The organism is Marinifilum sp. JC120 (assembly GCA_004923195.1).
Lineage (GTDB): Bacteria > Desulfobacterota > Desulfovibrionia > Desulfovibrionales > Desulfovibrionaceae > Maridesulfovibrio.
In genome coordinates, this window is sequence record RDSB01000007.1 from 199,045 (window position 1) to 223,367 (window position 24,323).

General features: G+C 48.3%; 21 protein-coding genes. 15 read left to right on the top strand and 6 right to left on the bottom strand.

Annotated elements, in window-relative coordinates; translation table 11 throughout:
- The first annotated feature begins 100 nt into the window (after positions 1–100).
- The 4 genes from D0S45_09255 to hpnH are packed head-to-tail and all read left to right on the top strand — an operon-like array spanning position 101 to position 5,343.
- Positions 101–2,785: an RND transporter gene (locus D0S45_09255; GenBank protein ID TIH16588.1), complete on the top strand. Its 2,685-nt coding sequence runs from the start codon at positions 101–103 to the stop codon at positions 2,783–2,785.
- A gap of 3 nt (positions 2,786–2,788) precedes the next feature.
- Positions 2,789–3,568, top strand: a complete 780-nt coding sequence (locus D0S45_09260) for a hypothetical protein (GenBank protein ID TIH16589.1) — start codon at positions 2,789–2,791, stop codon at positions 3,566–3,568.
- The gene (locus D0S45_09265; protein ID TIH16590.1) at positions 3,568–4,287 is read left to right on the top strand and encodes a hypothetical protein; all 720 of its coding nucleotides are present in this window, start codon (positions 3,568–3,570) and stop codon (positions 4,285–4,287) included. Before D0S45_09260 ends, D0S45_09265 begins: the two co-directional genes overlap by 1 nt.
- A 39-nt stretch (positions 4,288–4,326) precedes the next feature.
- Entirely contained in the window at positions 4,327–5,343 is a 1,017-nt protein-coding gene (gene hpnH / locus D0S45_09270; GenBank protein TIH16591.1) for an adenosyl-hopene transferase HpnH, read from the top strand.
- Between the two features lie 73 nt (positions 5,344–5,416).
- Here the strand turns inward: hpnH and D0S45_09275 are convergent, their stop codons facing one another.
- Both D0S45_09275 and D0S45_09280 read right to left on the bottom strand, forming a co-directional pair.
- Positions 5,417–6,073: a hypothetical protein gene (locus D0S45_09275; GenBank protein ID TIH16592.1), complete on the bottom strand. Its 657-nt coding sequence runs from the start codon at positions 6,071–6,073 to the stop codon at positions 5,417–5,419.
- Positions 6,074–6,197: 124 nt separating this feature from the next.
- On the bottom strand, positions 6,198–6,917 hold the full coding sequence (locus D0S45_09280; protein TIH16593.1) for a phosphorylase: 720 nt from the start codon (positions 6,915–6,917) through the stop codon (positions 6,198–6,200).
- 249 nt (positions 6,918–7,166) lie between these two features.
- Here D0S45_09280 and D0S45_09285 point away from each other — a divergent pair, with 249 nt between their 5' ends.
- From D0S45_09285 to D0S45_09295, 3 genes are all read left to right on the top strand, one after another.
- Positions 7,167–9,308: a methyl-accepting chemotaxis protein gene (locus tag D0S45_09285; GenBank protein ID TIH16615.1), complete on the top strand. Its 2,142-nt coding sequence runs from the start codon at positions 7,167–7,169 to the stop codon at positions 9,306–9,308.
- Between the two features lie 159 nt (positions 9,309–9,467).
- Positions 9,468–10,574, top strand: coding sequence for a hypothetical protein (locus tag D0S45_09290; protein TIH16594.1), 1,107 nt, complete (start codon positions 9,468–9,470; stop codon positions 10,572–10,574).
- A gap of 184 nt (positions 10,575–10,758) precedes the next feature.
- Positions 10,759–12,924 (top strand): methyl-accepting chemotaxis protein, encoded by a 2,166-nt coding sequence (locus D0S45_09295; GenBank protein ID TIH16595.1) that lies wholly within the window; start codon positions 10,759–10,761, stop codon positions 12,922–12,924.
- Between the two features lie 105 nt (positions 12,925–13,029).
- Here the strand turns inward: D0S45_09295 and D0S45_09300 are convergent, their stop codons facing one another.
- The 3 genes from D0S45_09300 to D0S45_09310 are packed head-to-tail and all read right to left on the bottom strand — an operon-like array spanning position 13,030 to position 16,198.
- Positions 13,030–15,525, bottom strand: a complete 2,496-nt coding sequence (locus D0S45_09300; protein TIH16596.1) for an ATP-dependent protease — start codon at positions 15,523–15,525, stop codon at positions 13,030–13,032.
- A 14-nt stretch (positions 15,526–15,539) separates the two neighbouring features.
- Entirely contained in the window at positions 15,540–15,962 is a 423-nt protein-coding gene (locus D0S45_09305; protein ID TIH16597.1) for an Hsp20/alpha crystallin family protein, read from the bottom strand.
- A 47-nt stretch (positions 15,963–16,009) separates the two neighbouring features.
- On the bottom strand, positions 16,010–16,198 hold the full coding sequence (locus tag D0S45_09310) for a hypothetical protein (protein ID TIH16598.1): 189 nt from the start codon (positions 16,196–16,198) through the stop codon (positions 16,010–16,012).
- A 116-nt stretch (positions 16,199–16,314) separates the two neighbouring features.
- Here D0S45_09310 and D0S45_09315 point away from each other — a divergent pair, with 116 nt between their 5' ends.
- The 8 genes from D0S45_09315 to D0S45_09350 all read left to right on the top strand — a co-directional run bounded on the left by D0S45_09315 (position 16,315) and on the right by D0S45_09350 (position 23,745).
- The gene (locus D0S45_09315; protein ID TIH16599.1) at positions 16,315–17,106 is read left to right on the top strand and encodes an amino acid ABC transporter substrate-binding protein; all 792 of its coding nucleotides are present in this window, start codon (positions 16,315–16,317) and stop codon (positions 17,104–17,106) included.
- Positions 17,107–17,109: 3 nt separating this feature from the next.
- On the top strand, positions 17,110–18,144 hold the full coding sequence (locus D0S45_09320; protein TIH16600.1) for an ABC transporter permease subunit: 1,035 nt from the start codon (positions 17,110–17,112) through the stop codon (positions 18,142–18,144).
- A complete protein-coding gene (locus D0S45_09325) occupies positions 18,145–18,909 on the top strand; it encodes an amino acid ABC transporter ATP-binding protein (GenBank protein ID TIH16601.1) in 765 nt (254 codons plus the stop codon). It begins immediately after the preceding gene.
- 126 nt (positions 18,910–19,035) lie between these two features.
- Positions 19,036–19,557 (top strand): type 1 glutamine amidotransferase, encoded by a 522-nt coding sequence (locus D0S45_09330; protein TIH16602.1) that lies wholly within the window; start codon positions 19,036–19,038, stop codon positions 19,555–19,557.
- Positions 19,558–19,759: 202 nt separating this feature from the next.
- Positions 19,760–20,866, top strand: coding sequence for a hypothetical protein (locus D0S45_09335; GenBank protein ID TIH16603.1), 1,107 nt, complete (start codon positions 19,760–19,762; stop codon positions 20,864–20,866).
- On the top strand, positions 20,814–21,947 hold the full coding sequence (locus D0S45_09340; protein ID TIH16604.1) for a hypothetical protein: 1,134 nt from the start codon (positions 20,814–20,816) through the stop codon (positions 21,945–21,947). The genes D0S45_09335 and D0S45_09340 overlap by 53 nt, the downstream gene beginning before the upstream one ends.
- Positions 21,948–22,009: 62 nt before the next feature.
- Positions 22,010–23,122 carry an AI-2E family transporter gene (locus D0S45_09345; GenBank protein TIH16605.1) on the top strand — a complete coding sequence of 371 codons (1,113 nt, stop codon included), beginning with the start codon at positions 22,010–22,012 and terminating at the stop codon, positions 23,120–23,122.
- Complete coding sequence (locus D0S45_09350) at positions 23,122–23,745, top strand: hypothetical protein (GenBank protein ID TIH16606.1); 624 nt, start codon at positions 23,122–23,124, stop codon at positions 23,743–23,745. Before D0S45_09345 ends, D0S45_09350 begins: the two co-directional genes overlap by 1 nt.
- A gap of 110 nt (positions 23,746–23,855) precedes the next feature.
- Here D0S45_09350 and D0S45_09355 read toward each other — a convergent pair whose 3' ends face one another.
- Complete coding sequence (locus D0S45_09355; protein TIH16607.1) at positions 23,856–24,104, bottom strand: hypothetical protein; 249 nt, start codon at positions 24,102–24,104, stop codon at positions 23,856–23,858.
- Positions 24,105–24,323 lie beyond the last annotated feature (219 nt).

Sequence of the window (24,323 nt, forward strand, 5' to 3'; positions counted from 1 at the left end):
TGGGAGGCAAACTGTACTATGTATGATGGTTTGCCTCCTTTAATTATCTGTCACTAAAAAAAAGACCCCTGCCGTTATTTCCGCAGCGGGCAGAGCTTAAGTGAATATTTTTTACAATGTTTTAGAGAAAGTCATCCGCTCCGTTTGGGGGCTGGTCCGTAAGGCTCCTGTAGCCATTGTCATCTGCGCCGTTTTGCTGGCTGCTGCCTGCGCTGTTTCTTCCGCCCTTTGGCTTAAGTTGGACAGCGATCAGGATAACCTCATTTCCCACGATCTTCCTTTTCAGAAACGTAATATCGAGCAGATTAAAAATTTCGGTGATCAGGAATATATGTTTGTGGTCATCAAGACCGGGGGCAGTGAAGCTGGTAAGCAGAAAGCTGCAAAGTTTGCAGGTACACTTGCCACAAAGCTGAAAAAACGTCCTGATCTGGTCAAGGAAGTTCATTACGCCATGTCCGCCCGTGACATGGGGCCGGGGGTGCTCATGTTTGCTTCTCCGGACGAGCTGCGCCAGTTCGTGACCCTTGCCCGTGATTTCGGTCCGTTGGGCCGGGAATGGTTTGAGGCTCCGGGTTTGTCCCGTTTTCTGGACATGACCGCAGGGCTACTTTCCGGTGAAAATGGCGGCGGTGCTGATCCGGAAATGTTCGGTCCGTTCATGGGTGCAGTGGATAATCTTGTGAGCGAGATGCAGGCCTCTCTTGTTTCCGGTCCGGCTCTTGAAACTTTGAACGCTCCGGTGTTCGATCTGGACAAGGCCGGAATTCAGTATTTCTTCACTCGCAACGGCAAGCTTTTGATCATGCGCATTCTGCCCAAAAAGGATTTCCGGGTTATGGATGTGATCGGGCCTTCGCTGAATTTTGTGCGTTCTTCGCTTGAAACAGTACGTACCGAATTCCCGGAAGTAGAGGCTGGACTCACCGGACGTCCGGTTCTTTCCGCTGATGAGATGCACACTACGGATCAGGATATGACCATCGCCGCCATCATTTCAGTGGTAGTGGTGGGACTTATGTTCATGTTTATCCTGCACGGCTGGCTGCGGCCCATGCTGGTTATGGGCTCGCTTTTTTGCGCCATGGCCTGGACCTTCGGGTTTACGCTGGTGACGCTGGGCAGTCTGAATCTGCTCTCCATTGTTTTCGCCCTTGTGCTGGTTGGTATCGGAGTGGACTTCGGTATCCATATTGTTATGCGTTATGTTGAGGCCTCCGCTTCAGGCCTGTCCCCGGACGAGGCCGTGGAGAAAGCTCTGATGCATACCGGTCCCGGAGTTTTGCTGGGCGGTATTACTTCGGTATGTGCTTTTTACGCTGTACTCGGACAGGAATTTGTGGGCTTAGCCGAGCTTGGTCTTGTGGGCGGAACGGGTATTATTTTTTGCTTGATCTCCATGCTTACCGTGCTGCCGTCAATGATGCTTATCGCAGGACGACGCAACTGGTTTCCGTCCTCCCAACCGCGTATGGCGACCATGCCGTTCATGGAAAAAATTATTTCCCGTCCGGTGACTGTGCTGCTTGTTTTCGGTGCGTTAACTGCGTTGGCTTTTTCGGGATTCCAGAAAGCCGGATTCAATTACAATCTGTTGGATTTACAAGCTGAAGGTCTTGAATCCGTTGAGTACGAACATGTGTTGATCAACGATTCCGATGAATCCACATGGTTTGCGGTCATGACCCGGCCGGACCTTGAATCAGTGAAATCTCTGATCGCAGAACTTAAACAGGTTCCGTCGGTGGGGCGTATTGAGTCCATTCTTGATTTCCTTCCCGAAGGACAGCAGGAAAAAGCTGAAATTTTGCGCGGCGAGGCTGAGGCTTTGCAAGGAATTAATCTTGAAGCCCGCAATTCCTATCTTGTACCCTCAGAAGTGACGGCTTCCCTTGAGAATCTGATTGAATCTCTTGAGGGTCTTGAGGAAAAGCTTTTTTCTGCCGGGGCCAAAAAAGAATTACAGCAGGTTACGGACATTATTGACCGTGCGGATTCTTGTCTTGAAATATTAGAGAAGAACCCTGCGGATGCGGTTAATCTGACCCCGCTTCAGGCACGGTTGGTCAGTGAGCTTTCAAGCTCCTTTGCGTGGCTTAAAGAGATTATGGAAGTGCAGTCCGTTACCCCGGATGACCTGCCCGAGCATTTACGCTCCCTTTACGTAGGCAAGGACGGCAGTTTCATGGTCAAGATTTCCGCGGTGGAAAATGTCTGGGATTTTGACAAACTGACCGAATTCGTGGCCGACCTGCGCAAGATTGATCCCAATGTGACCGGAGTTCCGGTGGTGGTCCTTGAATCTTCTCTGCTCATGCGTGAGACATTTCTTGAGGCTGCCGGACTGACTATCATTCTGGTTTCAATAATTCTGTTCCTCAGCTCTTTCAGTATTGCTTATGTGCTTTTGACCCTTGTTCCTCTTTTTGCCGGGATATTCTGGCTGCTGGAGGTTATGGGAATTACCGGACTGAGCTTTAATTTAGCCAATTTCTTTGCTATTCCTGTACTTATCGCCATCGGTGTTGACGGCGGAGTTCATTTTCTGGCCCGTTGGAAAGAGCTTTCCCCAGGGGAGCGTCTCTACCATACCAGCACCCCGGTGGCTGTGGGACTTAGTTTTTGCACCACCATGATCGGGTTCGGCGGATTGCTGTTGGCTCACCATCGCGGTCTTGCCTCGCTGGGTGGGATTATGGTTACCGGTTCTGCTACCTGCCTTGTGGGTTGCATGGTGGTCCTGCCCGCCGTGTTCAGACTGATTGAAAGGATTAAAGGAAAATAGTTTATGTTCAGAAAAGTTATTTTATTTGCGTTTGTTCTTGTCCTTACCCTGAGTTCTGTTGCCTTGGCCGGAAGATTTGATTTTGCCATCATCCAACCCGGACAGCCAGGGACCACTGCTGAAGCGCAGCCAGTCATGGACGAATTGGCTAAGTATCTATCTGCTAAACTGGGTGAGGAAGTGAATGGAGTTTACTACAATGATTTGAACGCAGCCCTCGCTTATCTCGGTAAAAACAAGTCCGCATGGGCTATCTGCGGGCTGACCTTTTTCAAATCATATTCCACTAAATTCCTCATGACTCCTGTGGCTTCGACCATGCCACAGGGTATGGAAAAGGATGTCTGGCGTTTAATCGTTCCTGCATCCGGTCCTGATTCCCCGGAAAATGTAACCGGAACTGTTTATGGTTCCATGCTTTACGCTCCGCAGGCCATGGAAATTCTTTTTAATGGGAAAAAAAGTGCTGATTTTACACTGGAAGGTACGCATAAGGCCTTGCGTATGCTCCGCAAGGTTAACAAAGGCAAAGTTTCCGGCGTGGTGCTTGATGCGGTGCAGTATTCAGTGATCAAGGATTCAGATCGTTATTCCGGGACCAAAGTTATTTACACTACTCCCGAGCTCCCCAACAGCCCGGTGGTCTGGTTCGGCAAGACAACTGATGACGCTTTCCGGCTTCAGGCTGTGTTGCTGGATATGGATAAGGAGCCGGTTGCAAAGGATTTGCTTAAGCTGTTACAGACTTCCGGTTTTATGCCCGCTGATAAGGATTTGCGCTAATGGCTGTTTTGCGGGTTTTTCCCCTGCTGGCTGTTCTACTTATTTGCGGCTGTTCTGCGCAATACAACCTTCCCCTTTATGAATATGAAGCGGACGGGGTGGTGCTATGGAAGCCCTGCTCGCGGGCGCAGGCGGAAGTTCTTTTCAGTTCTTCTAAAGATAAGGATGTCTTGCAGGGAGCGGCCTGTTCTGCATGGTTGCTTGAGAGCGGGGCGGTTAAGACTGCTGATTACGCGAGAGCTTCTCAGGAAAAGCTGAACAAATATCTGACTAAAAATACTCAATCCGGTCTGGCCCACTATCTTTTGGCTTATTTAATTGCTAAAGAGGCTCAGTTTGCTCCCATGAAGGGTCTTGACCTTGTGGGCCGGATGGAGCAAGAAGCACTCGCAGCGTCCAGACTTTCCCCGGAGGTTGATCACGGAGGCCCGGATCGTTTTCTGGGTGAGCTTTATTTGAAAGCACCGTCTCCGCCAATCAGCATCGGGGATATGGATAATGCTTTGGATTATTACGAAAAGGCCGTTAAAATCGCACCGGATTTTGCCATGAATCGTCTTGGTCTTGCAACTGCATTACTGGAAGATGATGAAGTGGAGGAAGCCTGTGCTCATTATGACAAGGCCCTGCAAAGCAATTGTTTTGATGCAAAATTATTAAAAGTTGATTCCTGTAAAAAGCTGGTCAAAGCCTGTGAGGGCAAAAAGGCCGCTGAATAACAAAACCCGCCCCCATGCGGCGGAAATGAGGTTAAGACCTTGGCAATTCCTGCAATTCAAGTAGCTAGACTCGGTAAATATATTCTCACTCAGACCTTGAAGGGTAACAAACATTACCCGCTGGTACTCATGCTCGAACCCCTTTTTCAGTGCAACTTGCGCTGCAAGGGTTGCGGTAAGGTCAACCAGCCGCCTGAAATTCTCAATAAGCGTCTTTCCGTACAGGAATGCATTGATGCTGTGGAAGAATGCGGTGCGCCTATAGTTTCCATTCCCGGTGGTGAGCCGCTGCTGCATCCAGAAATTCCGACCATCGTCAGCGAATTGGTTAAGCGTAAGAAATTCGTTTACCTCTGCACCAATGGTATTCTCATGCCCGAGCGTATCCACGAGTTCAAACCCAGCCCTTACTTGACTTTCAACCTCCATTTGGACGGTCCCGCAGAGATTCACGATAAGGTTGTATGCAAACAGGGTGTTTTTGATTCTGCGGTCAGGACCATCAAGTTGCTCAAGTCCAAGGGATTCCGGGTAAACACCAATACCACCCTTTTCGGCGGTCAGACTGCTGAAAAGGCTGCTGATTTTTTTGATTTCCTCATGGATCTCAAGGTTGACGGTATGACCCTTTCCTCTGCTTTCAGCTATGAAGCAGCTGAAGATCAGGATGCTTTCCTGACCCGTCCGCAGAGCGAAAAGCTTTTCCGTGAAATTTTCACCATCGGCAAAGGCAAGAACTGGGATTTTAGCCACAGCAGCTTTTATCTCGATTTTCTCGCCGGAAACCAGCCCGATTACAAATGCTCCCCGTGGGGCAACCCCTGCCGTTCCGTGCATGGCTGGCAGCGTCCCTGCTACCTGCTGGAAGACGGTTTTGTTTCTTCCTACAAAGAGCTTATGGAAGATACTGATTGGGATAAGTTCGGCGTGGGTAACGATCCCCGCTGCGCAAACTGCATGGTCCATTGCGGTTTCGAACCCACAGCAGTTGCTGATTCCGTAAAGCGTCCCATCAAAGGTGCTATGCTGGCGTTGAAAGGTGTAAGCGTAAAGTAGTAGGTATAAATTGATAATTGAAAAAGCCCGCTGAAGTTAGCTTCAGCGGGCTTTTTTTGTATCTTGATATAAATTATTGCAGGTCGCTTTCTTGGAACTTTTTGACGTTAATTTCTGATGACAGTTCTTTGTCTACATCTTTAAAATAATGAATCTGCTCACTAGTCAATGCGTCAGGGTCAAAACTGTCGTAAGTAAAGGCATTATCGAATTTTGATAAGTCAGCTTTACGCATATAAGCAAAGAGAGCTTTTTTTGTATCAGATATCTTTTTTGTGCAGACCATGACATCAATTGCTTCAGGTAAAATTATTTTTTGATTTTCATAAAAATCCGCATAATAACCGATATCTGAGTTGGTTACGAATGTTCTGCAATAATAGTTTTCTCCATCTACATTTTTAGTATAGATGTTAGTGTATGGCCCTGATCCTGTCGGTAAATATTTTGGTTCCCAATAATACCTTGGCGGAATTGATTGTATTTCGAAAAAACTTAGTCTATCAGCACCATGTGTTTTTTCTTTTCCTGCGTAGTAGTATCTCTTGTGGTGTATTTTATTTACTGTTTGTGATTCTTCGCCAATGAATTGTACGTTTTCAGGGAATGTTATTGTTAATGATGGGGACTGAGTTGAGTAAAAAGCGTTTTGAGTGGCGATTTTTTTCTCAACACAGCCTGTGCAAGCGATTGCAAGTAGAAGTAGAATTAGAAACAGTGCCTTATTCATATGATACCCCTTTTTTTGTTTTAATTGGTGTATCTATGTAGTATGTGTATGTCAATATAATTAGATAGATTAATTGGTTCGCTAAGCCGAAAAGCAGAGTTTACTATGCTCTGCATTAAAAAAATTAATTCAATATCTTCCCCAAAGCTTTTAAAGCTTTTGAGTAATCCCGCCCCATGGGGATCAATTCAAATATTAGAGTGGGCCGTTTCATGATGGCTTTGAGAATGGGGCCGAGTTGCGTTTTGCCTGATTCATCAACGCCAGCCAGAGATTCTTGAGGGATGCCCCGTTTTGAATCGTCGCTGATTGCCCGGATACAGCCGAAAGGGATTCCCGCTTGTTTTGCAGCTTGAGCTACGGAGATGGATTCCATATCCACAGCCAAAGCCCCGGTCCGTTCATGAGTGAACAGTTTATCTTGCGGCGTGAGTAGAGGTTCTCCGGCAGTTATCAGTTTGCCGCATTGGATTTCGCCGCAGGAGGGGATCAGTTCACTACGCATGAGTGCATCTTCCTCTCCCTCAAACCAAGAATCAAATCCCGCTATATCCGAATGAATGGTGGTGGCCGCAACAAGGGTTCCGGCTTCCAGCCCGGCTGCCAATCCCCCGGAAACACCAATACTTAGAATTAAATCCGGCTTTTCTGCGCAAAGTAGTTCCGCTGCCTCGGCTGCCCGCGTAGTTCCGATCCCGGAAATTATGCATCGGTAACTAACTTTGTTTTTAAGCGTGCCGGAAAGAATTTGATATTTGCCGAGTGTCTCATGCTGCGGGGCGGGGCAGATGGCCTGTGCTTCCTGTTCCATGGCCGCGATTATGGCGAGTTTTTTTAATTTCATTGTTTGTCCTTAAATTGATCTTGTGTCGAGGATAGATCAGATATGGAGATGGGTAAAGTTTGCGATTTGTTGCAAACTTGTTGTTTATTATGTTGAAAGTGTACTTTTGGGGTGATTTTTTACCTGTTTGCAACAGATGTTGACACATAGCGAAAATGAAAATAACTAGCGCGACAGGGTTATAGTGAGGGGATCATTTATAACTTTAATTAAGGTGGTGTCTAGATGAAGTGGTTTAAAAACTTAAGAATGATGTACAAGATTATGCTGCCGGTGGGAGCTTTGCTTCTGTTGACTTTGGGCAGCATGCAATATTTTGCGAATGACAGTAGTTCAAAAGCTATTGAAAAGGTTGCAAGAAAAGAAATTTCCGCCCTTGCCGGAGAATATAGTGGGCAGATCCTAAACTATATGACCCATGCACAGGGACAGGCTCAAGGGCTTGCCAGCACCTTTGCCCAGTTCAGGCACGAGAATATCGCGCTTAGCAGGCAGGATGCTATTTCCATGCTTGTCGGGCTCATCAAAGGTGACGATAACTTTATCGGCGGTAGTAACGCTTGGGAGCCAAATGCCTTTGACGGTCGCGACGCTGAATTTGCCAATACTGAACTGCATGACAAAACCGGACGCCACATTCCCTATGCTTACAGGGCCGGAGGGGGAATCGAGGTTGTGCCTCTTGCAGAATATTTTGTGCCCGGCGACGGCGACTATTACTTGAAGCCTATTGAAAGGCGCAAGCCCTACATCACTCCTCCTTATCCTTACGATGTTGACGGTAAACGTCTTATGCTGACCACTGTCGGTGCTCCGATCATGCTTGATGGGCGTGCTCTCGGTGTTGTTTGCGTGGATATGCCGATTACCAACATCAGTGATCTGGTTTCACAGATCCGTCCTTACGGAACAGGTTATGCGTGGCTGATGATGCCCAATGGTGATTACATCTACCATCCCACTGACAATCTTATTGGCAAGAATATTTTTGATACTGCCGAGTTTGACGATGAAGCCGGACTCAGAAGAGCCATGGATGACGGTGTGCCTTTCTTTGAAGTACGTATTGCCGCTGCCAACGGTGAGCGGTCCATGGTCCAGTATATTCCCATTGAATTCAAGGACAGCGGCCAGCGCTGGTATCTTGCAGTTAGCGCGCCTATGAATAAAATCCTTGCTGATGCGCACACTCTTACTGTCGATCTGTTGACCATGGGCGCAATTGCTCTCGTGCTGGTGATGATTGCAATTTTCTTTGTGGCTCGCTCTATTTCCAAGCCTATCGGAATTATTGCTGATGCGGCCATGGAAGTTGCCGACGGAAATTATAAAATCAAGCTTGATGAATCCATTTTCGGTGGCGAGCTTAAAGATCTTAATTCTGCAATGACAGCTATGCTGACCGGACTGGTGGAGAATATCTCCAAGTCTGAAAAAATGGCTGATGAGGCTAAAGAGCAGACCGAGAAGGCTCAGATTGCGCTTAAAGAGGCTGACGTGGCCCGCGCTGAAGCTGAAAATGCCAAGCGGGAAGGTATGCTTCATGCCGCTGATCAGCTTGCAGGTATCGTTTCGCAGGTGGCCAGTGCAAGTCAGGAGCTTACTGCTCAGATTGATGAATCCAGTCGCGGTTCTGAGACACAGCGTGAACGTACTGCCGAATCAGCCACTGCCATGGAACAGATGAATGCCAGTGTTCTGGAAGTTGCCCGTAATGCAGCCGAAGCTGCTGACTCAGCGGATAACGCCCGTTCCGAAGCCGAAAATGGCGGAACGATTGTTAATGATGTTGTGGAGCGTATCAACCGGGTTCAGGGCATGACCGTTGAAATGGAAAAGGGTCTCGGCATGCTTGGTGAGCAGGCTGACGGAATCGGCAAGATCATGAGTGTTATCACCGATATCGCTGATCAGACAAACCTGCTGGCTCTGAATGCTGCTATTGAAGCAGCCCGTGCCGGGGACGCAGGACGTGGATTCGCCGTAGTTGCAGACGAAGTACGTAAGCTGGCTGAAAAAACCATGGACGCCACCAAGGAAGTCGGGGATTACATTTCCGCAATCCAGAGCGGTACCCGCGAGAATATTGACGGCATGACCAAGGCTGCTGCTGAGGTTTCTGCAAGCACCGACTCCGCCAACAAGGCCGGTGACGCGCTCAAGGATATTGTGGAGATTGTTGAAGAAACCGCAGGGCAGGTGCGCAGCATCGCTACTGCTTCCGAAGAACAGTCCGCAGCCAGTGAGCAGATTAACCGGAGTATTGAAGAGGTTAACCTCATCGCCAATGACAATGCACAGGCCATGCGTGAATCCTCCACCGCAGTGGAAGAGCTCATGCATCTGGGCGAACAACTTTCCGAGCTTATCGAAGAGTTACGTAGAGCATAGAGCTTAAATAACGAATGTAATTTAAAGGCCGGGGTAATTCCCGGCTTTTTTTATGTCCGCGGGTAAGCGGTTCCCCGGCTGATAATGTTTGACTTGAAATTAACAGGGGAATAATCAAAAGTATTCCATACAATCGTTTAGTTAAGAGGTTTTCCTATTATGAATCAGCGAATGTTCTTTCTCGATAACCTGCGCGCTGTGACTATATTTATGGTGGTGGTTCTACATGTTTCCCTTTGCTACATGAAATTCGCGCCGCAGTGGTGGTTTGTTGTTGATCCGCAGCAGAGCATGTTTTTTACCTATGCTGTTATGCTTATTGATGTACCCATCATGGCGATAATGTTTTTTCTGGCCGGATATTTCGGGCTGCCGTCTTTGCAAAAGCACGGTCTGAGCGGGTTCTGGGCCGGGAAATTCCGCCGGATTGTCATTCCATGGGTTCTGGGAGTCCTGCTTCTTTCTCCCCCCGCCATGTATATGATCCTGCTTTCACGGGGCAAGGCTCCGGGATTCATGGAGTTTTGGTCTGGTCCGTTCTGGACTGCCATGTACAGTCAATCCGTGTTCTGGTTTCTTGGTCTGCTGGTTTTGTTTTATCTGACTCTCAGCGGCTGCTATAATCTTTTTTCCAGCCTGCAAAGTCCGCCGCGAGTCAGCCGCAATCCTTCGTCATTGCTTTTAGTCCTGTTCATCGCGGTTACCAGCGGAATTTTTCTGGGCATGAACCAGTTGTTTCCGGTTGATACATGGATAACCGATTACTATGTGATAGTTTTTCAGCCTCTGCGCCTGTTTGTTTATTTGTTTTATTTCTGGCTTGGTATTCTGGCCTGGAAGCGTAATTGGTTCACCCGTCAGGGCTACAACCCTAAACTGCTGCCGTGGCTGGTTGCTAGTGCTGTTTCAGCTGTTGTTTATCTTACTTTTAAAGGAATGATGGCTACCAGAGGCACCGAACTGCCTATCCAGCTTGGGAATGCTTTGGGCTTCAATGTCTTTGCCTATAGTACTCTCATGACCGGGGTCGCTCTGTTCAAGAGTTTTGTGAACAGCTCCAATCCGTTTTGGAGGTCCTTTTCCGCAAGCTCCTACGGACTTTTTCTCTTCCACTCACTTGCGGTCTACTACGGTGCTTATTATCTGCTTGGTATGGAAGCCTCGCCGTTTATTAAGGCTCCGATACTGCTGATCGGTTCAACCCTTTCATGCTGGGTACTGACTGTGGCACTTAAGAAGGTGAAGGGAGTTTCTTCGGTGTTGTAGGCTGTTTTCAGTGTTTTGATATTCGTTAATTCTTTTTAAGTTATTGCGCCTCGTTCTCTAAGGACGGGGCGTTTTTCTTTTATTTTATAAGCCTTTTGTTGTGACATATAGTTTTATTTGCTGTATCTTCCTTAGTGATGTTCTGACATTTTTTTCAGAGTAAAAGTAATTTCAGGAGGGGCTAATGAGCTTGTTTAAAAATCTTAAAATGCTTTACAAAATTTTATTGCCTGTGGCGGCGCTATTGTTGATTGCGCTTGTAAGCATTGAAGTTGTGGCGACTTATAAAAGCTCCGACGCGATCGAAGATGTTGCTAAGAGGGAGTTGTACGGACTTGCCGGAACCTACGGAGAAAAAGTTCTTGCCTATGTGGCAAAGGGACAGAACCAGGCTGAAGGATTTGTTGAAGCATTTGCCGGAATCAAGGCAGATAATGAAAATATGGACCGCGACACAGTCATCTCCATGCTCAAAGGATTTGTTGCCGGGAATCCGGAATATGTAGGTGCATGCGTAGGCTGGGAACCGAATGCTTTTGACGGGCGTGATGCAGAATTTGCCGGAACTGCGAACCATGATACGAGCGGACGTTTTGTACCCTACGCATATAGAGACGGCGGCGCAATTAAGGTTGATCCCCTTGTGGGATACGATGTTCCCGGGGACGGAGATTACTATTTAAAACCCAAGGAACTTCGCCGGACATTTATTACTGATCCTTATTCATACAATGTTGGCGGCAAGGATGTCAGCATGGTCAGTATTTGCTCTCCTATTATGGTGAATGGTGGTTTTAAGGGTGTTTTCTGTGCTGACCTGCCCATAACCAACATCATGAACCTTGTTGCCAAGATTCGTCCTTATGAAACCGGGTACGCATGGCTCATGACACCCAGTGGAGATTTTATTTATCATCCAAAAGATGATTTTCTGGGTAAGAATCTCTACGATGTTACTACCTTTCAGGATAAAGCAGCCTTAAAAAGGGCCATTGAGGCCGGGGAATCGTATCTGGAATTTCGCAAAGCGGCGGCAACCGGGCTCATGTCTATGGTGCAGTACGTTCCTGTTGAATTTCCCGGAATAGGACAGCGTTGGTACCTTGCGGTCAGTGCACCCATGGATAAAATTCTGGCCAGCTCGCACAGTTTAACTCATGATCTTATTGTTATTGGTGTTGTGGCTTTTGTTCTAGTCTTGTTAGCCATCTTTTTTATTGCCAGATCCATCTCTAAGCCTATCGGGGTTATTACTGAAGCAGCGCAGGATGTTGCTAAGGGTAATTTTGATGTCCGTCTTGACGAATCTATGTTCGGCGGCGAACTGCATGATTTGAATATCTCTTTGCGGGATATGCTTACTTCTCTTATTGATAATATCTCCAAGGCGGAAACAATGGCGAAGGAGGCTCAGGAGCAAACCGACAAGGCTCAGATTGCACTTAGCGAAGCGGACGAGGCTCGTGCAGAGGCTGAAAATGCCAAACGCGAGGGGATGTTGCAGGCCGCTGAAAGGCTTTCCGGCATTGTTGCGCAGGTTTCCAGTGCAACACAGGAATTGACTGCCCAGATTGACGAATCCAATCGTGGCTCTGAGAGTCAACGTGAGCGTACTTCCGAGTCGGCTACTGCAATGGAACAAATGAATGCCAGTGTACTGGAAGTAGCACGTAACGCCGGTGATGCAGCCGAAAGTGCTTTGAATGCGAAAAGCAAGGCTGAAGACGGGGGCGAGATAGTTTCCAACGTTGTCTCAGCTATTTCAGAAGTTAATAGTCACGCAGGGGAAATGGTTGCTGGTCTTGATGTACTTGGCGGACATGCAGATGGTATTTCTCAGGTGATTACCGTTATTACTGATATTGCCGATCAGACTAACCTCTTGGCTTTGAACGCGGCTATTGAGGCGGCGCGAGCCGGTGATGCAGGGCGAGGATTCGCCGTAGTTGCTGACGAGGTCCGCAAGCTTGCAGAAAAGACCATGCAAGCCACACAGGAAGTCGGGCAGGCAATACATTCTATTCAGTCGGAAACTCGTAAAAATATTGACCAGATGGGTAGTGCTGCCGAGATGGTTGAAGCCAGTACTGAGCTGGCGAGTAAGGCCGGTAAGAGTCTTGAGGAAATTGTCGAGATTGTTGAAACCACTGCAGAGCAGGTACGCAGCATTGCAACGGCATCTGAAGAGCAGTCTGCTGCCAGTGAGCAGATTAATCGTGGAATCGAGGAAGTAAACCTCATTGCTACTGATAATGCTCAGGCCATGCGTGAATCGGCCACAGCAGTTGAAGAGCTGATGCGACTAGGCGAGCAGTTGACTCTGCTGATTGAAGAGTTGCGTAACTCGTAGGTTTCAATTCATAATTAAATCAAAAAGAACCCCGGCAGTATCATTCAAGATATTGCCGGGGTTCTTTCTTAGATTATCCTTTAGGTGCTATGTGTTAGGCTTCATCTACTTCCCACACCCGCACGATCCGCCGCTTTCCTTTTTCTTCTCATCCTTCTCGTCATCGTCCCCGCCGAAGTTCTTGAGTCCCTCGGCCAGATCAATGAGTCTTGCGTCTACTTTTCCGTAGATGGATTCTTCGGGATACTTGCCCTCATCGTCTGCTTCGCCTGCTGATATCCCGGTAAGGATTTCGACGCCCTGTTCTATATTTTCCACCGACCAGATGTGGAATTTGCCTTCACGTACAGCTTCAACAACTTCCTTGCGCAGCATGAGGTCCTTAACGTTGGGCTCGGGGATCATGACCCCTTGGTTTCCGGTCAGTCCGGCATGCTTGCAGCAGAGGTAGAATCCTTCAACCTTCTGGTTGACTCCGCCGATGGGTTGCACTTCACCCTTCTGGTTCACCGATCCGGTCACGGCGATGTCCTGCCGGATGGGGACTTCAGCAAGGGATGAAAGCAGGGCATAGAGTTCGGTGGATGAAGCCGAGTCGCCGTCGATACCGCCGTATGATTGTTCAAAGGCGATACTTGCGGTCAGCGAGAGCGGCTTGTCCTGAGCGAACTGGCGGCGCAGGAAACCGGAAAGGATGAATATACCTTTATTATGGGTCGGGCCGGACATGTCGGCCTCGCGTTCAATGTTGATGATGCCGCCCTTGCCCATGGCTGTTACCGCAGTGATTCTTGAGGGCTTGCCGAATGAATAATCGCCCATAGAGTATACGGCCAGACCGTTGACCTGCCCGGTAACCGAACCGTCGGTGTCAACGTAGATGCTGCCGCGGTCGATCATTTCCTGTAGCCTCTCTTCGGCTTGATTCGAACGTTTGCGGTGGGCATCAAGAGCCTGATCCACATGTTTCGCGCCTACGGCGGTGGAACCGTTGCGCGCTGCGTAGTAACTGGCTTCGCCGAGAAGGTCGGCCAGCAGAGGGAAGGCGGTTGTAATCTTTTCCTGCCGCCCGGACATGCGCACGGCCTGTTCGATCATGGCGGCCACACCGCTGCGGTCAAAAGGCATCAGCTCGTCTTTTTCTACCATGCGGCTGATGAAATTGGATACGGAGTTTATGGCGTCCACATCACGGTCCATGGAAGTCTCAAAGTCCGCACGGACCTTGAAAATTTTAGGAACATCATGATCATAATGGCGCAGTAGCTGGTATAAGTATGGTTCACCCAGCACGACTACCTTTACATCCATATCGATGGGTTCAGGCTTCATTCCGGTGGAGGATATAAAGTAGTATGGGTCGAAGGTCTGGATTTCGATCTTTTCGGTTTTCAGGGACCGTTTCAGGGTCGGCCAGACTCCCGGTTCTACAATGGCGTCCATGAGGTTGATGACCAGATATCCACCGTTGGCCTTGATGAACGAACCGGCCTTGATTTTGGTGAAGTCCGTGCGCCAGCCGCCGTGCCTGTCCATGACTCTCTCAATGGAACCGAACAGGTTGCGGTAAGTGGGGTAGGTTTCAAATATTACCGGAGGACTGTCCTGTTCAGTGTTGTCTACCAGCAGGTTTACCTTATAAGGATGCAGAATAGCGTCTGCCTGCGGAGGCATGAACATCATTCCGCCTTCCCCTGCTTGCGGCTTTTTGCCGATCATGCGCAGGGAATCCAGATCATCGCTCATGTTTTCAAGCATGGCGTCAAAGTATTTTAGTATTTTTTTGTCAGTATATTTTTCGCGCAAGGGAACGATCAGATCCTGCGCGAGGGTCATGAACATGAGCTTGTCCACGTCGTCGCTCTTTTTCTTTACTTCCTTCTGGAGCTTGCGGACCTGTGCGAGAATGCTATCAATTTCCTCCTTGAGTTCCTTTTGCTTTTCTTTGAGTCTGTCAAATTCCTCGCGGGGGAAGCGGCCTTTGTCAACTTTTTCCTCCAGCTGGATCATACGGAGAGGCTCCCCGTCCACCAGCGGAACCACATCAGGGCGTTGGTACTGGCCCATCTGCATGTTAACTATAACCAGCCCGGAATCTTTTACTTTTTCTTCGATACCCTGAAAGAATTCGCGCGTCTGCTTCTCATGCTTTTCAATGATTTCATTTTTACGGGCCATGTATTCCTGACTCTCGAAAAGCTGTGGAACCTCACGTTTGATACCTTCCAGGAAGTCGTGGAGGAGTTTTTTGAATGTTCCTCCTTCTCCGGCGGGCATGCGGATCAGGATGGGCGATTCAGTTGATTTGAAATTATTGACGTAAAGTATGTCATCCGGGCTTTTGTCGGACTTTGAAAGCTCGGTGAGCATTTTTTTTACTGTGGCCTGTTTGCCTGTGTTGGCAGGACCGGTCACGAAAATGTTATAACCTTTGAGGCCCATCCCCATACCGAAACGGAAAGCTTCAACCCCCCGGCACTGGCCGATGATTTCATTCTCATGGTCAAGATCTTCAGTAGTGTTGAAGGACAGTTCTTCCGGGTCAAGGGTCCATCTCAGTTTTTCAAGCGGGAGTTCTTTGTTTTTCAGGATGCTGGTCATGGTAGTCTCCGGGACTATTCAGCGGTTATGGAAATAACTTTTTGAGGCTTGATAACGCATTTGTGGAGGACTATTTTAAGTACCCCGTCTTTGAAGGTCGCGGTTACATTGTCTGGGTCCACTCTGCAGGGCAGGGGCATGGTTTTCTTGAAGTGGCTGCTTTGCCTTCCGCCTTCAAAGGTAACATTTTTTTTTCCGGCAATGGTCATGGATGTTTCAGTTACTTTTACTTCAAGGTCTTCTGCGTGAAATCCGGGCATGGTGGTGCTTACCTCTAGCGATTCACCATCTTCGCGCATATTGGTCTGCGGTGTGCAATCAATGATTCCGCATACGGAGGGGATGCCGTAGTCGTGGCAAAGGCTGTTGAAAAGCCTGTCCATGTCGGTTTTTAATCTTTCCAGTTCCCGGCTTCCCCACGAAGTAAGGTTTGGCATGTGCTATCTCCTTGTTAGAACAGGTGGGAATATCAGTTACTTCCAAGTTAACACATGGCTGAAAAGATTAGCAACCGCTTTGCTGTTAGAAAGTACAAAATATGTTGTATTTGTAATAACCGGAATATCCGGCCTTTTAAGGTTTTGTTTTTCGGCATGATCCTCACATTTTTGACAAAAAAGGGGGTGTAAGTTCCGTTTTTGAGGAGATACAGTCTTGCATGTTCCCGCTTCATGAGCTATTCCGTTCATCGCTTCTAGTTTTAAAAGGCAGGATGGAAGCGTTTTCCGCAATGCTTTTTTAAAAATGGTACAGGAGCGGAATTTTACATTTTCTTTTTAGGAGTGACGCATGAAAAGGGTATTAGTAATTCTCATGGTTGCAATGATGCTGGCATTCGCAACCACCGCAATGGCTGGCGACGGTTCCCTCGAAAGAGTACAGAAAGCAGGTAAACTTGTTATCGGTCTTGATGACACTTTCGCTCCCATGGGCTTCCGTCAGGACGATGGTAAACTCGTCGGTTTTGACGTGGACGCAGCTGAAGCAGTCGGTAAACGTCTTGGTTTCAAAATTGTATGGCAGCCCACCGCATGGTCCGGTGTTATCCACTCCCTGAACGCCAAGAAATTTGACTGTATCTGGAACGGCATGACCATCACCCCCGAACGCCAGAAAGCAGTTTCTTTTTCCAAGCCTTACATCATGGATGGTCAGATCGCTGTTATTGCCATGGGCAACAAGTCCATTAAGGCTCACAAAGATCTCGGCGGCAAAGTTGTTGGCGTACAGAAAGGTTCCCCCGCTCTTGAGGCTGCAAAATCCCTCAAGCCCGCACCTAAGGAAATCCGCGAGTACGACACTAACGTTAAAGCTCTGCTCGACCTCGAATCCGGTCGTCTGGACGGCGTTGTTGTAGATAACATCGCAGGCCGTTACTCCATGGCCCAGCGTCCCGGTAAATACGTAGCACTTCCCGGTTACATCACCAGCGAAGCTTTCGGTATCGCTTTCCGTCAGGGCGAAGATTCCCTGCGCGCAGCTGTACAGAAAACCATCGACGCTATGATCGCTGACGGCTCCATGGGTAAAATCTCCCGCAAATGGTTCGGTGAAGATGTCACCAACCCCGCTAAATGGTAAGAAATGATTAGTATTACAAATAAACTCGGAAAGAGCGGGGCATTTGCCTCGCTCTTTCTGCTGTTTGCACTTCTGATTTTTCCGGCTGTTTCATCAGCCACTGTGGATGCTGACGCATTGCTCAAGCAGGCTCGTGACGCTTTGGCCGTGGGCCAGATTGATCAGGCTCAGGTTTTATTCAAGCAGGTGCCCGCTCCCGGCTCAGACGGGGATGACGGGCAGTTTGTTTATTCCCGCATGCAGCTTGCGCGCATCAGCTATTCCATGAAAGATCCGGGCAAGGCCCGCGAATTTGCCGAACAGGTTGTCGCTGTTTATCCCGACAATGTGGAAGCAAAAAATTTCCTGAATTCCCTTGACCGTGAGACCAAGCCGGAATGGGAAAAGGCTCTTGAGGACTGTAAGCGGTTCATGCCCAATCTGCTCAAGGGTGCGTCCATGACGCTCGTGCTGGTTTTCTTTACCATGATTGTATCACCCATCGGCGGTCTATTTATCGCCCTTGGCAAGATCAGCCGCACGCAGCCGTTCACGTTCATCAGCTGGTTTATCATTTGGTTTTTTCGCGGAACCCCGCTTTTGTTGCAGCTTTTTTTCATTTACTACGGGTTGCCGGCAATCGGTATAACTCTTTCTCCGCTGGCTGCGGCACTTATCGGTCTGGGTATTAACTATTCCGCTTATCTTGCCGAAATCATCAGGGCCGGTATCGAGTCCATTGATGATGGTCAGACCGAAGCTGCAAAAGCTATCGGCATGACCTACGGCCAGACCATGCGCCGGGTCATTATCCCGCAGACTTATAAGCGTATTATCCCGCCTATTGCTAATGAATTCATCGCACTGATCAAAGACACCGCACTTGTTTCCACCATCGCTATGGTCGAACTTATGCGCGCTGCGGATCAGATGTTCAATGCATATTTCAATGTGACCGTGCTGGTGATGGCCGCTGTCATTTATCTTATTTTTACCTCCGTATTCACCTTCGTTTTCGAGAAGATCGAGTACAAGGTCGGGGTATACGAGAGGCGTTAAATGGAAACAATTTTAGAACTTAAAAAAGTCGTCAAGCGGTTCGGTGAGCTTACTGCGGTCAATAATATTGATCTCAAAATTAAGCGTAGAGAGAAAGTGGTTATCGTCGGCCCCAGTGGGTCCGGTAAATCCACTCTGCTACGGACCATGAACTTCCTCGAAACCATTGATTCCGGGGAAATTCAGTTCGAAGGCAAGCCCTGCGGGTACATCTATAAAGATGGCAATCCGGTGCTTGACTCCCAGAAGAATCTCTGCGCCCTGCGTTCCGAGATAGGCATGGTCTTTCAGCAGTTCAACCTTTTTCCGCACATGACAGCTCTTCAGAACGTTATGGAAGGGCAGGTTACCGTGCTTGGCAAGTCCAAGGATGAAGCCCGTGAGGTTGCACTCCAGATGCTGGAGAAAGTAGGCCTCTCTGATCGTGCTACCGTTTATCCGGTAACCCTTTCCGGCGGGCAGAAGCAGCGCGTGGCTATTGCCCGTGCTCTGGCTATGAAGCCTAAGATGATGCTTTTTGACGAGCCTACTTCCGCGCTGGATCCGGAACTGGTCGGCGAGGTTTTCGATACCATCCGCTCGCTGGCTGATGACGGCATGACCATGGTTATTGTTACCCATAATATGGGTTTCGCCCGTGAGGTTGCCGATACCGTAATCTTCATGGAGACCGGGGACTTCATAGCCAAAGGTACTCCCAAAGAGTTCTTTTCTGCTGAGACAAGGCATCCCCGAATCAAGGAATTCATGGATAAGTTGTTGTAAGGAAATTTGAAATTTATCTGTTTGGAGACCGTAATATCTTTCATGATATTGCGGTCTTTTTTTATTTTGTTTTGTGGTATTTGATGGGTGTCAGTTTAGATAAACTTGAATCCCAAGGAGCATCAGATGAAACTTACCGGCCAACGTGTTTTAATGTTTATCGACAATGTTTTTGAGGATATGGAACTTCTTTATCCTTACTATCGTTTGATTGAGGAAGGCGCGGAGGTAGTTGTTGCCGGGCCTGAATATGGCGAGATTTATACAGGTAAGAATGGTTACCCCTTTCGTTCAACAGCAGCCATTGAAGACATGAACGCTGCTGATTTTGACCTACTGGTCATTGCTGGAGGTTTTGCTCCGGATAAGCTTCGTCGTGATCCTAATGTGCTCGAGCTTACACGCGAAATCAACGAGGCTGGAAAGGTTGTGGCTCATATCTGTCATGGTGGATGGATCCCTATTTCCGCCAAGATCATGCAGGGCTACAAATGCACCTCCACACCCGGCATCAAGGACGACCTTGAAAACGCTGGTGCCACATGGATAGACGAAGAAGTGGTCGTTGACCGTAATCAGGTTTCATCCCGCAAACCGGATGATCTGCCCGCCTTTTGCCGCGAAATTATCAAACTCGCCGCCAAGTAGTAAAAAATATTACTTTATTATGATGCCTCCCCGCGCTATATGCAAAGCATAATAAAAGAACTGATTCGTCGCATCTAAGTCTCTATTATTCATAAGTGATATTTTTTGGGAACAGCGGCGAAGCCTAATAAAAGTTTTAGGAGAGTCCAGAGAACCCTTTTTCAAAAGGGTTTTCTGGCCCCCGGAGGGCTGCCGGAGGCAAATGCACAAACTAATCTCTGAATTTTACAGAATATTTATCAGGCCGGTTGATCCGGGCCTATTCATTACCAAGTACGCTTCTAAATCTATTTGTGCCTGTCTTGTGGCCTTGTTGCTGGCCTATCTGGTCGGGATGAGCAATAAATTCCTGCAATGGTCCGTGTATGGCTCAATGGTGGTGGTCATCTTCCGTGCCGGTAGCACCCTTGCTAAGCGTAAGGTTGTGGCCCGATGGTTAGTACTTGCGGTGATGTGCCTTGTTCCTGTTTCAACTATGGTCGGTAATTATCCATATTTGCTGGAAATTTATCTTTTTATCTTGGCTTTTGCGGTCTTCTTTGCGCCTGTGCTTGGTGTGGCCGCGGCTACTGCAGCTATCGGGACACTTATCGTCAACTTGCTGGCCCTGACCTCGCCGGAGACATTGCTTATTGGGCTGGAACGATCCGGGGCGGTGCTTTTCGGGGCAACTGTCTCTTACCTTTTCATTTTTTATTTATGGCCCATGAAGCCGGAAAAGGTGCTTACTCGAGCCGGGGCAGTGGCCCTTACCGATATCGGCGATTACTTTCGTGCAGTGGCTTCATCTACAGGTAGCAGTTCTGATTTAAAGGAAATTGCCGAAATTCATGAGCGGTCCGTGGAATCCGTACGTCGATACCGCAGGTTCATGGAAGCTATGAATGTGGACCCGGTTAAGGAGCTGGGAAGCTACGAAGGGCCTTCCGCATTGTATGCGTTGCTGGTGAGGATGATTGAGGCTGTGGTCGGGCTGGCTAACAGTCGCCAGTTTGCCGAGCATAGTTCGGTTTTCAAGGATATGCGCTTCAAATTCAGCGATATTGCCGGGCGTAGTTCCGTGGCTTTTGATGTGCTGGCGGCAAGTCTTTCCACTGGTAAGGGGGAGGTTAATCTTGGCGGTATTGATGAAGGAATAGCTGAGCTGGAAAGCGAACTGCTTCGTCTGGGGGCTTATAAACGTGACGAAGGTTTGCGCGATGAATTTCTTGAAGCCTGGGGCGCAATTTACGGGCTGCGTAATTTGAGTATGGAATTTGCGGAGATGGGCAAGCTTTGCTGCAAAGGAGGAGCCTGTAGTGTTCGCTGATGCCTTTGCTACTCTCAGGAAGGAGTTTCGTTGGGATTCTGTTCCTTTTCGTCATGCTCTCAAGGCTGCGGCGGCTATTACTTTTGCTATCGTCGCTGCCCGTTTTCTGGAGTTGCGCCATGCTGTATGGCTGCCCATCAGTGTGATCGTGATCATGCGTCCGTCAGTGGGCGGGACTTTACGTATCGGATGGAAACGGCTCTGGGGGACTGTCCTCGGAGCGACGTTAGGTGTGGGGATTTTGTTTCTGGAGCCAGCAACTCCGGTCCTTGCCGGGCTGATAATTTTCTCATTTTTCCTAATGATTCTAGTGCGGGTCTTCAGCTATACTTTTTTCTCCGGTTGCCTGACCGTGGGAGTGGTTTTACTGCTGGGAGTTCTCTTTACCGACGGCTGGCAGTTCGGGGTTGAGCGTATTCTGGACACTGTGCTCGGCATTGCCATCGGCATTGCGGCATCGTTCGGTGTCTGGCCCAATATGGCTCGCAAGAATCTGCGGGCGAAGATGGCTAATCTGGTGGAATTGCAGTCCGCACATTTCAAGATTCTCTCCGAATCCTATCTGCGTGGCGGGGTGAGTGAGGCTGAAATTGTTGAGAGCAGAATTCAAGCTTCCACCATGCTTGATGCTTGTGCTGAGTCGTTTCGAGAGGCCGCGGCAGAGCCGGGGTTACAGGGCTGGCAACGTAACGAGTTGACTCGTTTGATTCGGACTTTTACCCGTATGCACAGTCTGCTCATGACCATGGCGACTATCATCCGCAGGGGGTACGGTGGGCCGCTGCCGTCCATTGCTGAGGGAATGGCTGAAATTCTCGGTGCCGCTGCCAGTTATTATGAATGGTTGGAATGCTATTCCCTGACCCCGGAAGATTGTCCTGATGAACCTGATTTTGATAAGGCTATCGATAACTTCATGGCCGCAGTGGGTGATGCCCGTATTCGAGGCGATTTCGAAGATGTTCCGTTAGAGCGGCGTAACAATATTTCTGCATTTATCTGGAATATCCACGCTCTTGGTGAAGAAATTTCAAGGGCCGGGAAAAGAATGCATGACCTGCGCTACGGGCGTGCGAAGTGATGCGCTATTTATTGAATAGATATTGCCTCCGGCAGGGTCGCCGAAGGCATAGGAGATAAAATATGCTAGACGACAAAACCCCATATACTTTTGACCGCGTGGTACGGCTGCTGCTTGCCGCAGGTTCTATCTGGGTAGCAGTAACCCTGCTGGATACCCTAAGTGCGGCTCTGGTTCCCTTTGCCGTGGCCCTGACTCTGGCTTACCTGCTAAACCCGCTGGTGAATTTCACTGCCCGTTTTATCAAGAACCGCACTGCGGCAGTCTTGGCAACTCTTGTGGGCTTGCTGGTTCCGGCAACGTATTTTTTTTGGCGTGCAGTGCGTGCCGTGGGTTTGGAAATGAAACAGACCGGGGTATTGCTGGCAAGTCTGGTCAATGATTCCGCTGTGGCTCAGCGGGCGGCTGAATATATCCCCGAAGATCTCTGGCAGACCATACTCGATCTGGCCAAACAGGAAAATGTGCGCTCATTTCTCACTGAATCCGGTCTTACCGATATGCTCAAGGCTTCGGCTCAGAAGGCCCTGCCTGGAATATGGAATCTGGTCAGTGGATCGGCTCACACTCTTGGTATATTGGCCGGACTGTTTGTAATTATCCTTTATCTTGTCTTTCTGCTTACCGATTACGACAAGCTCGGCAAATGGCGGGAGCAGATCCCTCCCAAGTACCGTGATAAGGTCGCGTCGTTTGTTGACGACTTCACTAATGTGACCAACCGCTATTTCCGTACACAAGCCTTCATAGCCATGATTATCGGAAGCCTGTTTTCATTGGGATTTTTGATCATTAAACTGCCGCTGGCGATTCTGCTGGGTATGCTCATCGGGCTGCTCAATATGGTCCCGTATCTCCAGATAGCGGGACTGATCCCGGCCTTTCTGCTTGCGGCAGTCAATGCGCTGGCAACAGGTGGGAATTTCTGGCTGGCTCTCGGCGGGGTGGGGGCTGTATTTGCGGTAGTGCAGGTGTTGCAAGACGCTGTACTGGTCCCTCGCCTTCAGGGTGAAAGCATGGGCTTATCCCCATGGATGATTTTATTGTCACTTTCCATCTGGGGACAATTACTCGGTTTCCTCGGGTTGGTACTGGCCCTCCCGCTGACCTGTATGGCACTCGCGCTTTATCGACAATGGGTGATGGAGCAGGGGGAAGTTGAGGGTGAAGGGTAATGGATTTGACTAAAGGCTTTGATGTTGATGCGGCGAAAATCTTTTTTAAAACAAATGATAATATGGGGCAGGAATTAACAGCTGAAACTGCTTTATGTTTTGTGAAAAATGCTACTGTTCAGCGCGGCTATGTTTATTCTAAGGATGTCAGCGATAATGCAAAAAAAGCGATGTGGGATGGATATCGAGAGTTTGTATACGGGAAATTGAGTGCTTATGAAGTAGGAGTGTCAGAGAAAACTCATGTCTATAATATTGAACAATTGGTTAAGTTTATGACAGCAGGTTATTCTGATGCACTGGAAAGTAAACGATTTAGATTTGGCTCTGCGCAAAAAATATTCAATCTGACTTTGAAGTATTATTGGGTTATGGATGAGATTGAAGAACCGCCACATGCTCCAATTGATAGTTATATTGCGGAAGCTGTAGGTTGGGGTGGATCGAGTAAAAATGGTGGCTATAAGTGGACTAAAAGCACTTCAGGTGGTGAATACCTTAAAGTGATTGAGAGCTGTAAAAAAGTTTCAAAATTTTATGGGCTTTCGATAGCACAATGGGAGCTATTTTATTGGAATTTTGTCTTATTTTCGTCTTCAATAGGTAATCCTAAGCGAGACTAATCTACGTTTTGTAATGTTTATTTGTGTTAAAAAGGCCCTTGCAATAAAAATTGTTAGGGACTTTCAAGTTTTTATTATCGAGTTCAAGTAATATCCCGAACACTCCAGCTTTATTCCAGCTTCTGATATCGCACAGATAAATTCCCACTACTGGACGGACCGGCATCAATTACTTTCCAGCCGTCTGGGAGCGTATAGATTACCGCTCCGGGAATTCCTCCGATGTTAAAATTGGATCTTAAGGTCGGAGCTGGGGTTCCGAATTTTGGAAAAATCCAGTTGCCAGCAATGATATTTTGTGCAGCCATGCCTAAGCTGAAAGAAATTGAGAGAGTTAAAATAAACAATAATTTACGCATATGATTTCTCCGGGGTCTTGATGTGTTGTTTTTGGGGTAGTTATATCATTAATATCCCTTGTTGGAAAACAGGGCTCTACCTCAAAGAAAGGGGCGATAGACTAATCCGATAAAAAGAAAGGCATACCGAACCGACTCGATATGCCTTATAAGTTGATCAAATTTCCTACCACAGAAAGGAGATCAATTTATGGATCGGATTTTAATCGGTCTGCCCGA

Excerpts from the sequence above, each read along its gene's own strand:
- D0S45_09315 (TIH16599.1), top strand. The coding sequence starts at position 16,315 with ATGAAAAGGGTATTAGTAATTCTCATGGTTGCAATGATGCTGGCATTC.
- D0S45_09290 (TIH16594.1), top strand. The coding sequence starts at position 9,468 with ATGAATCAGCGAATGTTCTTTCTCGATAACCTGCGCGCTGTGACTATA.
- D0S45_09305 (TIH16597.1), bottom strand. The coding sequence starts at position 15,962 with ATGCCAAACCTTACTTCGTGGGGAAGCCGGGAACTGGAAAGATTAAAA.
- D0S45_09280 (TIH16593.1), bottom strand. The coding sequence starts at position 6,917 with ATGAAATTAAAAAAACTCGCCATAATCGCGGCCATGGAACAGGAAGCA.
- D0S45_09335 (TIH16603.1), top strand. The coding sequence starts at position 19,760 with ATGCACAAACTAATCTCTGAATTTTACAGAATATTTATCAGGCCGGTT.
- D0S45_09275 (TIH16592.1), bottom strand. The coding sequence starts at position 6,073 with ATGAATAAGGCACTGTTTCTAATTCTACTTCTACTTGCAATCGCTTGC.
- D0S45_09320 (TIH16600.1), top strand. The coding sequence starts at position 17,110 with ATGATTAGTATTACAAATAAACTCGGAAAGAGCGGGGCATTTGCCTCG.
- D0S45_09265 (TIH16590.1), top strand. The coding sequence starts at position 3,568 with ATGGCTGTTTTGCGGGTTTTTCCCCTGCTGGCTGTTCTACTTATTTGC.
- D0S45_09285 (TIH16615.1), top strand. The coding sequence starts at position 7,167 with ATGATGTACAAGATTATGCTGCCGGTGGGAGCTTTGCTTCTGTTGACT.
- D0S45_09330 (TIH16602.1), top strand. The coding sequence starts at position 19,036 with ATGAAACTTACCGGCCAACGTGTTTTAATGTTTATCGACAATGTTTTT.
- D0S45_09295 (TIH16595.1), top strand. The coding sequence starts at position 10,759 with ATGAGCTTGTTTAAAAATCTTAAAATGCTTTACAAAATTTTATTGCCT.
- D0S45_09350 (TIH16606.1), top strand. The coding sequence starts at position 23,122 with ATGGATTTGACTAAAGGCTTTGATGTTGATGCGGCGAAAATCTTTTTT.
- D0S45_09355 (TIH16607.1), bottom strand. The coding sequence starts at position 24,104 with ATGCGTAAATTATTGTTTATTTTAACTCTCTCAATTTCTTTCAGCTTA.
- D0S45_09325 (TIH16601.1), top strand. The coding sequence starts at position 18,145 with ATGGAAACAATTTTAGAACTTAAAAAAGTCGTCAAGCGGTTCGGTGAG.
- D0S45_09260 (TIH16589.1), top strand. The coding sequence starts at position 2,789 with ATGTTCAGAAAAGTTATTTTATTTGCGTTTGTTCTTGTCCTTACCCTG.
- D0S45_09300 (TIH16596.1), bottom strand. The coding sequence starts at position 15,525 with ATGACCAGCATCCTGAAAAACAAAGAACTCCCGCTTGAAAAACTGAGA.
- D0S45_09345 (TIH16605.1), top strand. The coding sequence starts at position 22,010 with ATGCTAGACGACAAAACCCCATATACTTTTGACCGCGTGGTACGGCTG.
- D0S45_09310 (TIH16598.1), bottom strand. The coding sequence starts at position 16,198 with ATGAAGCGGGAACATGCAAGACTGTATCTCCTCAAAAACGGAACTTAC.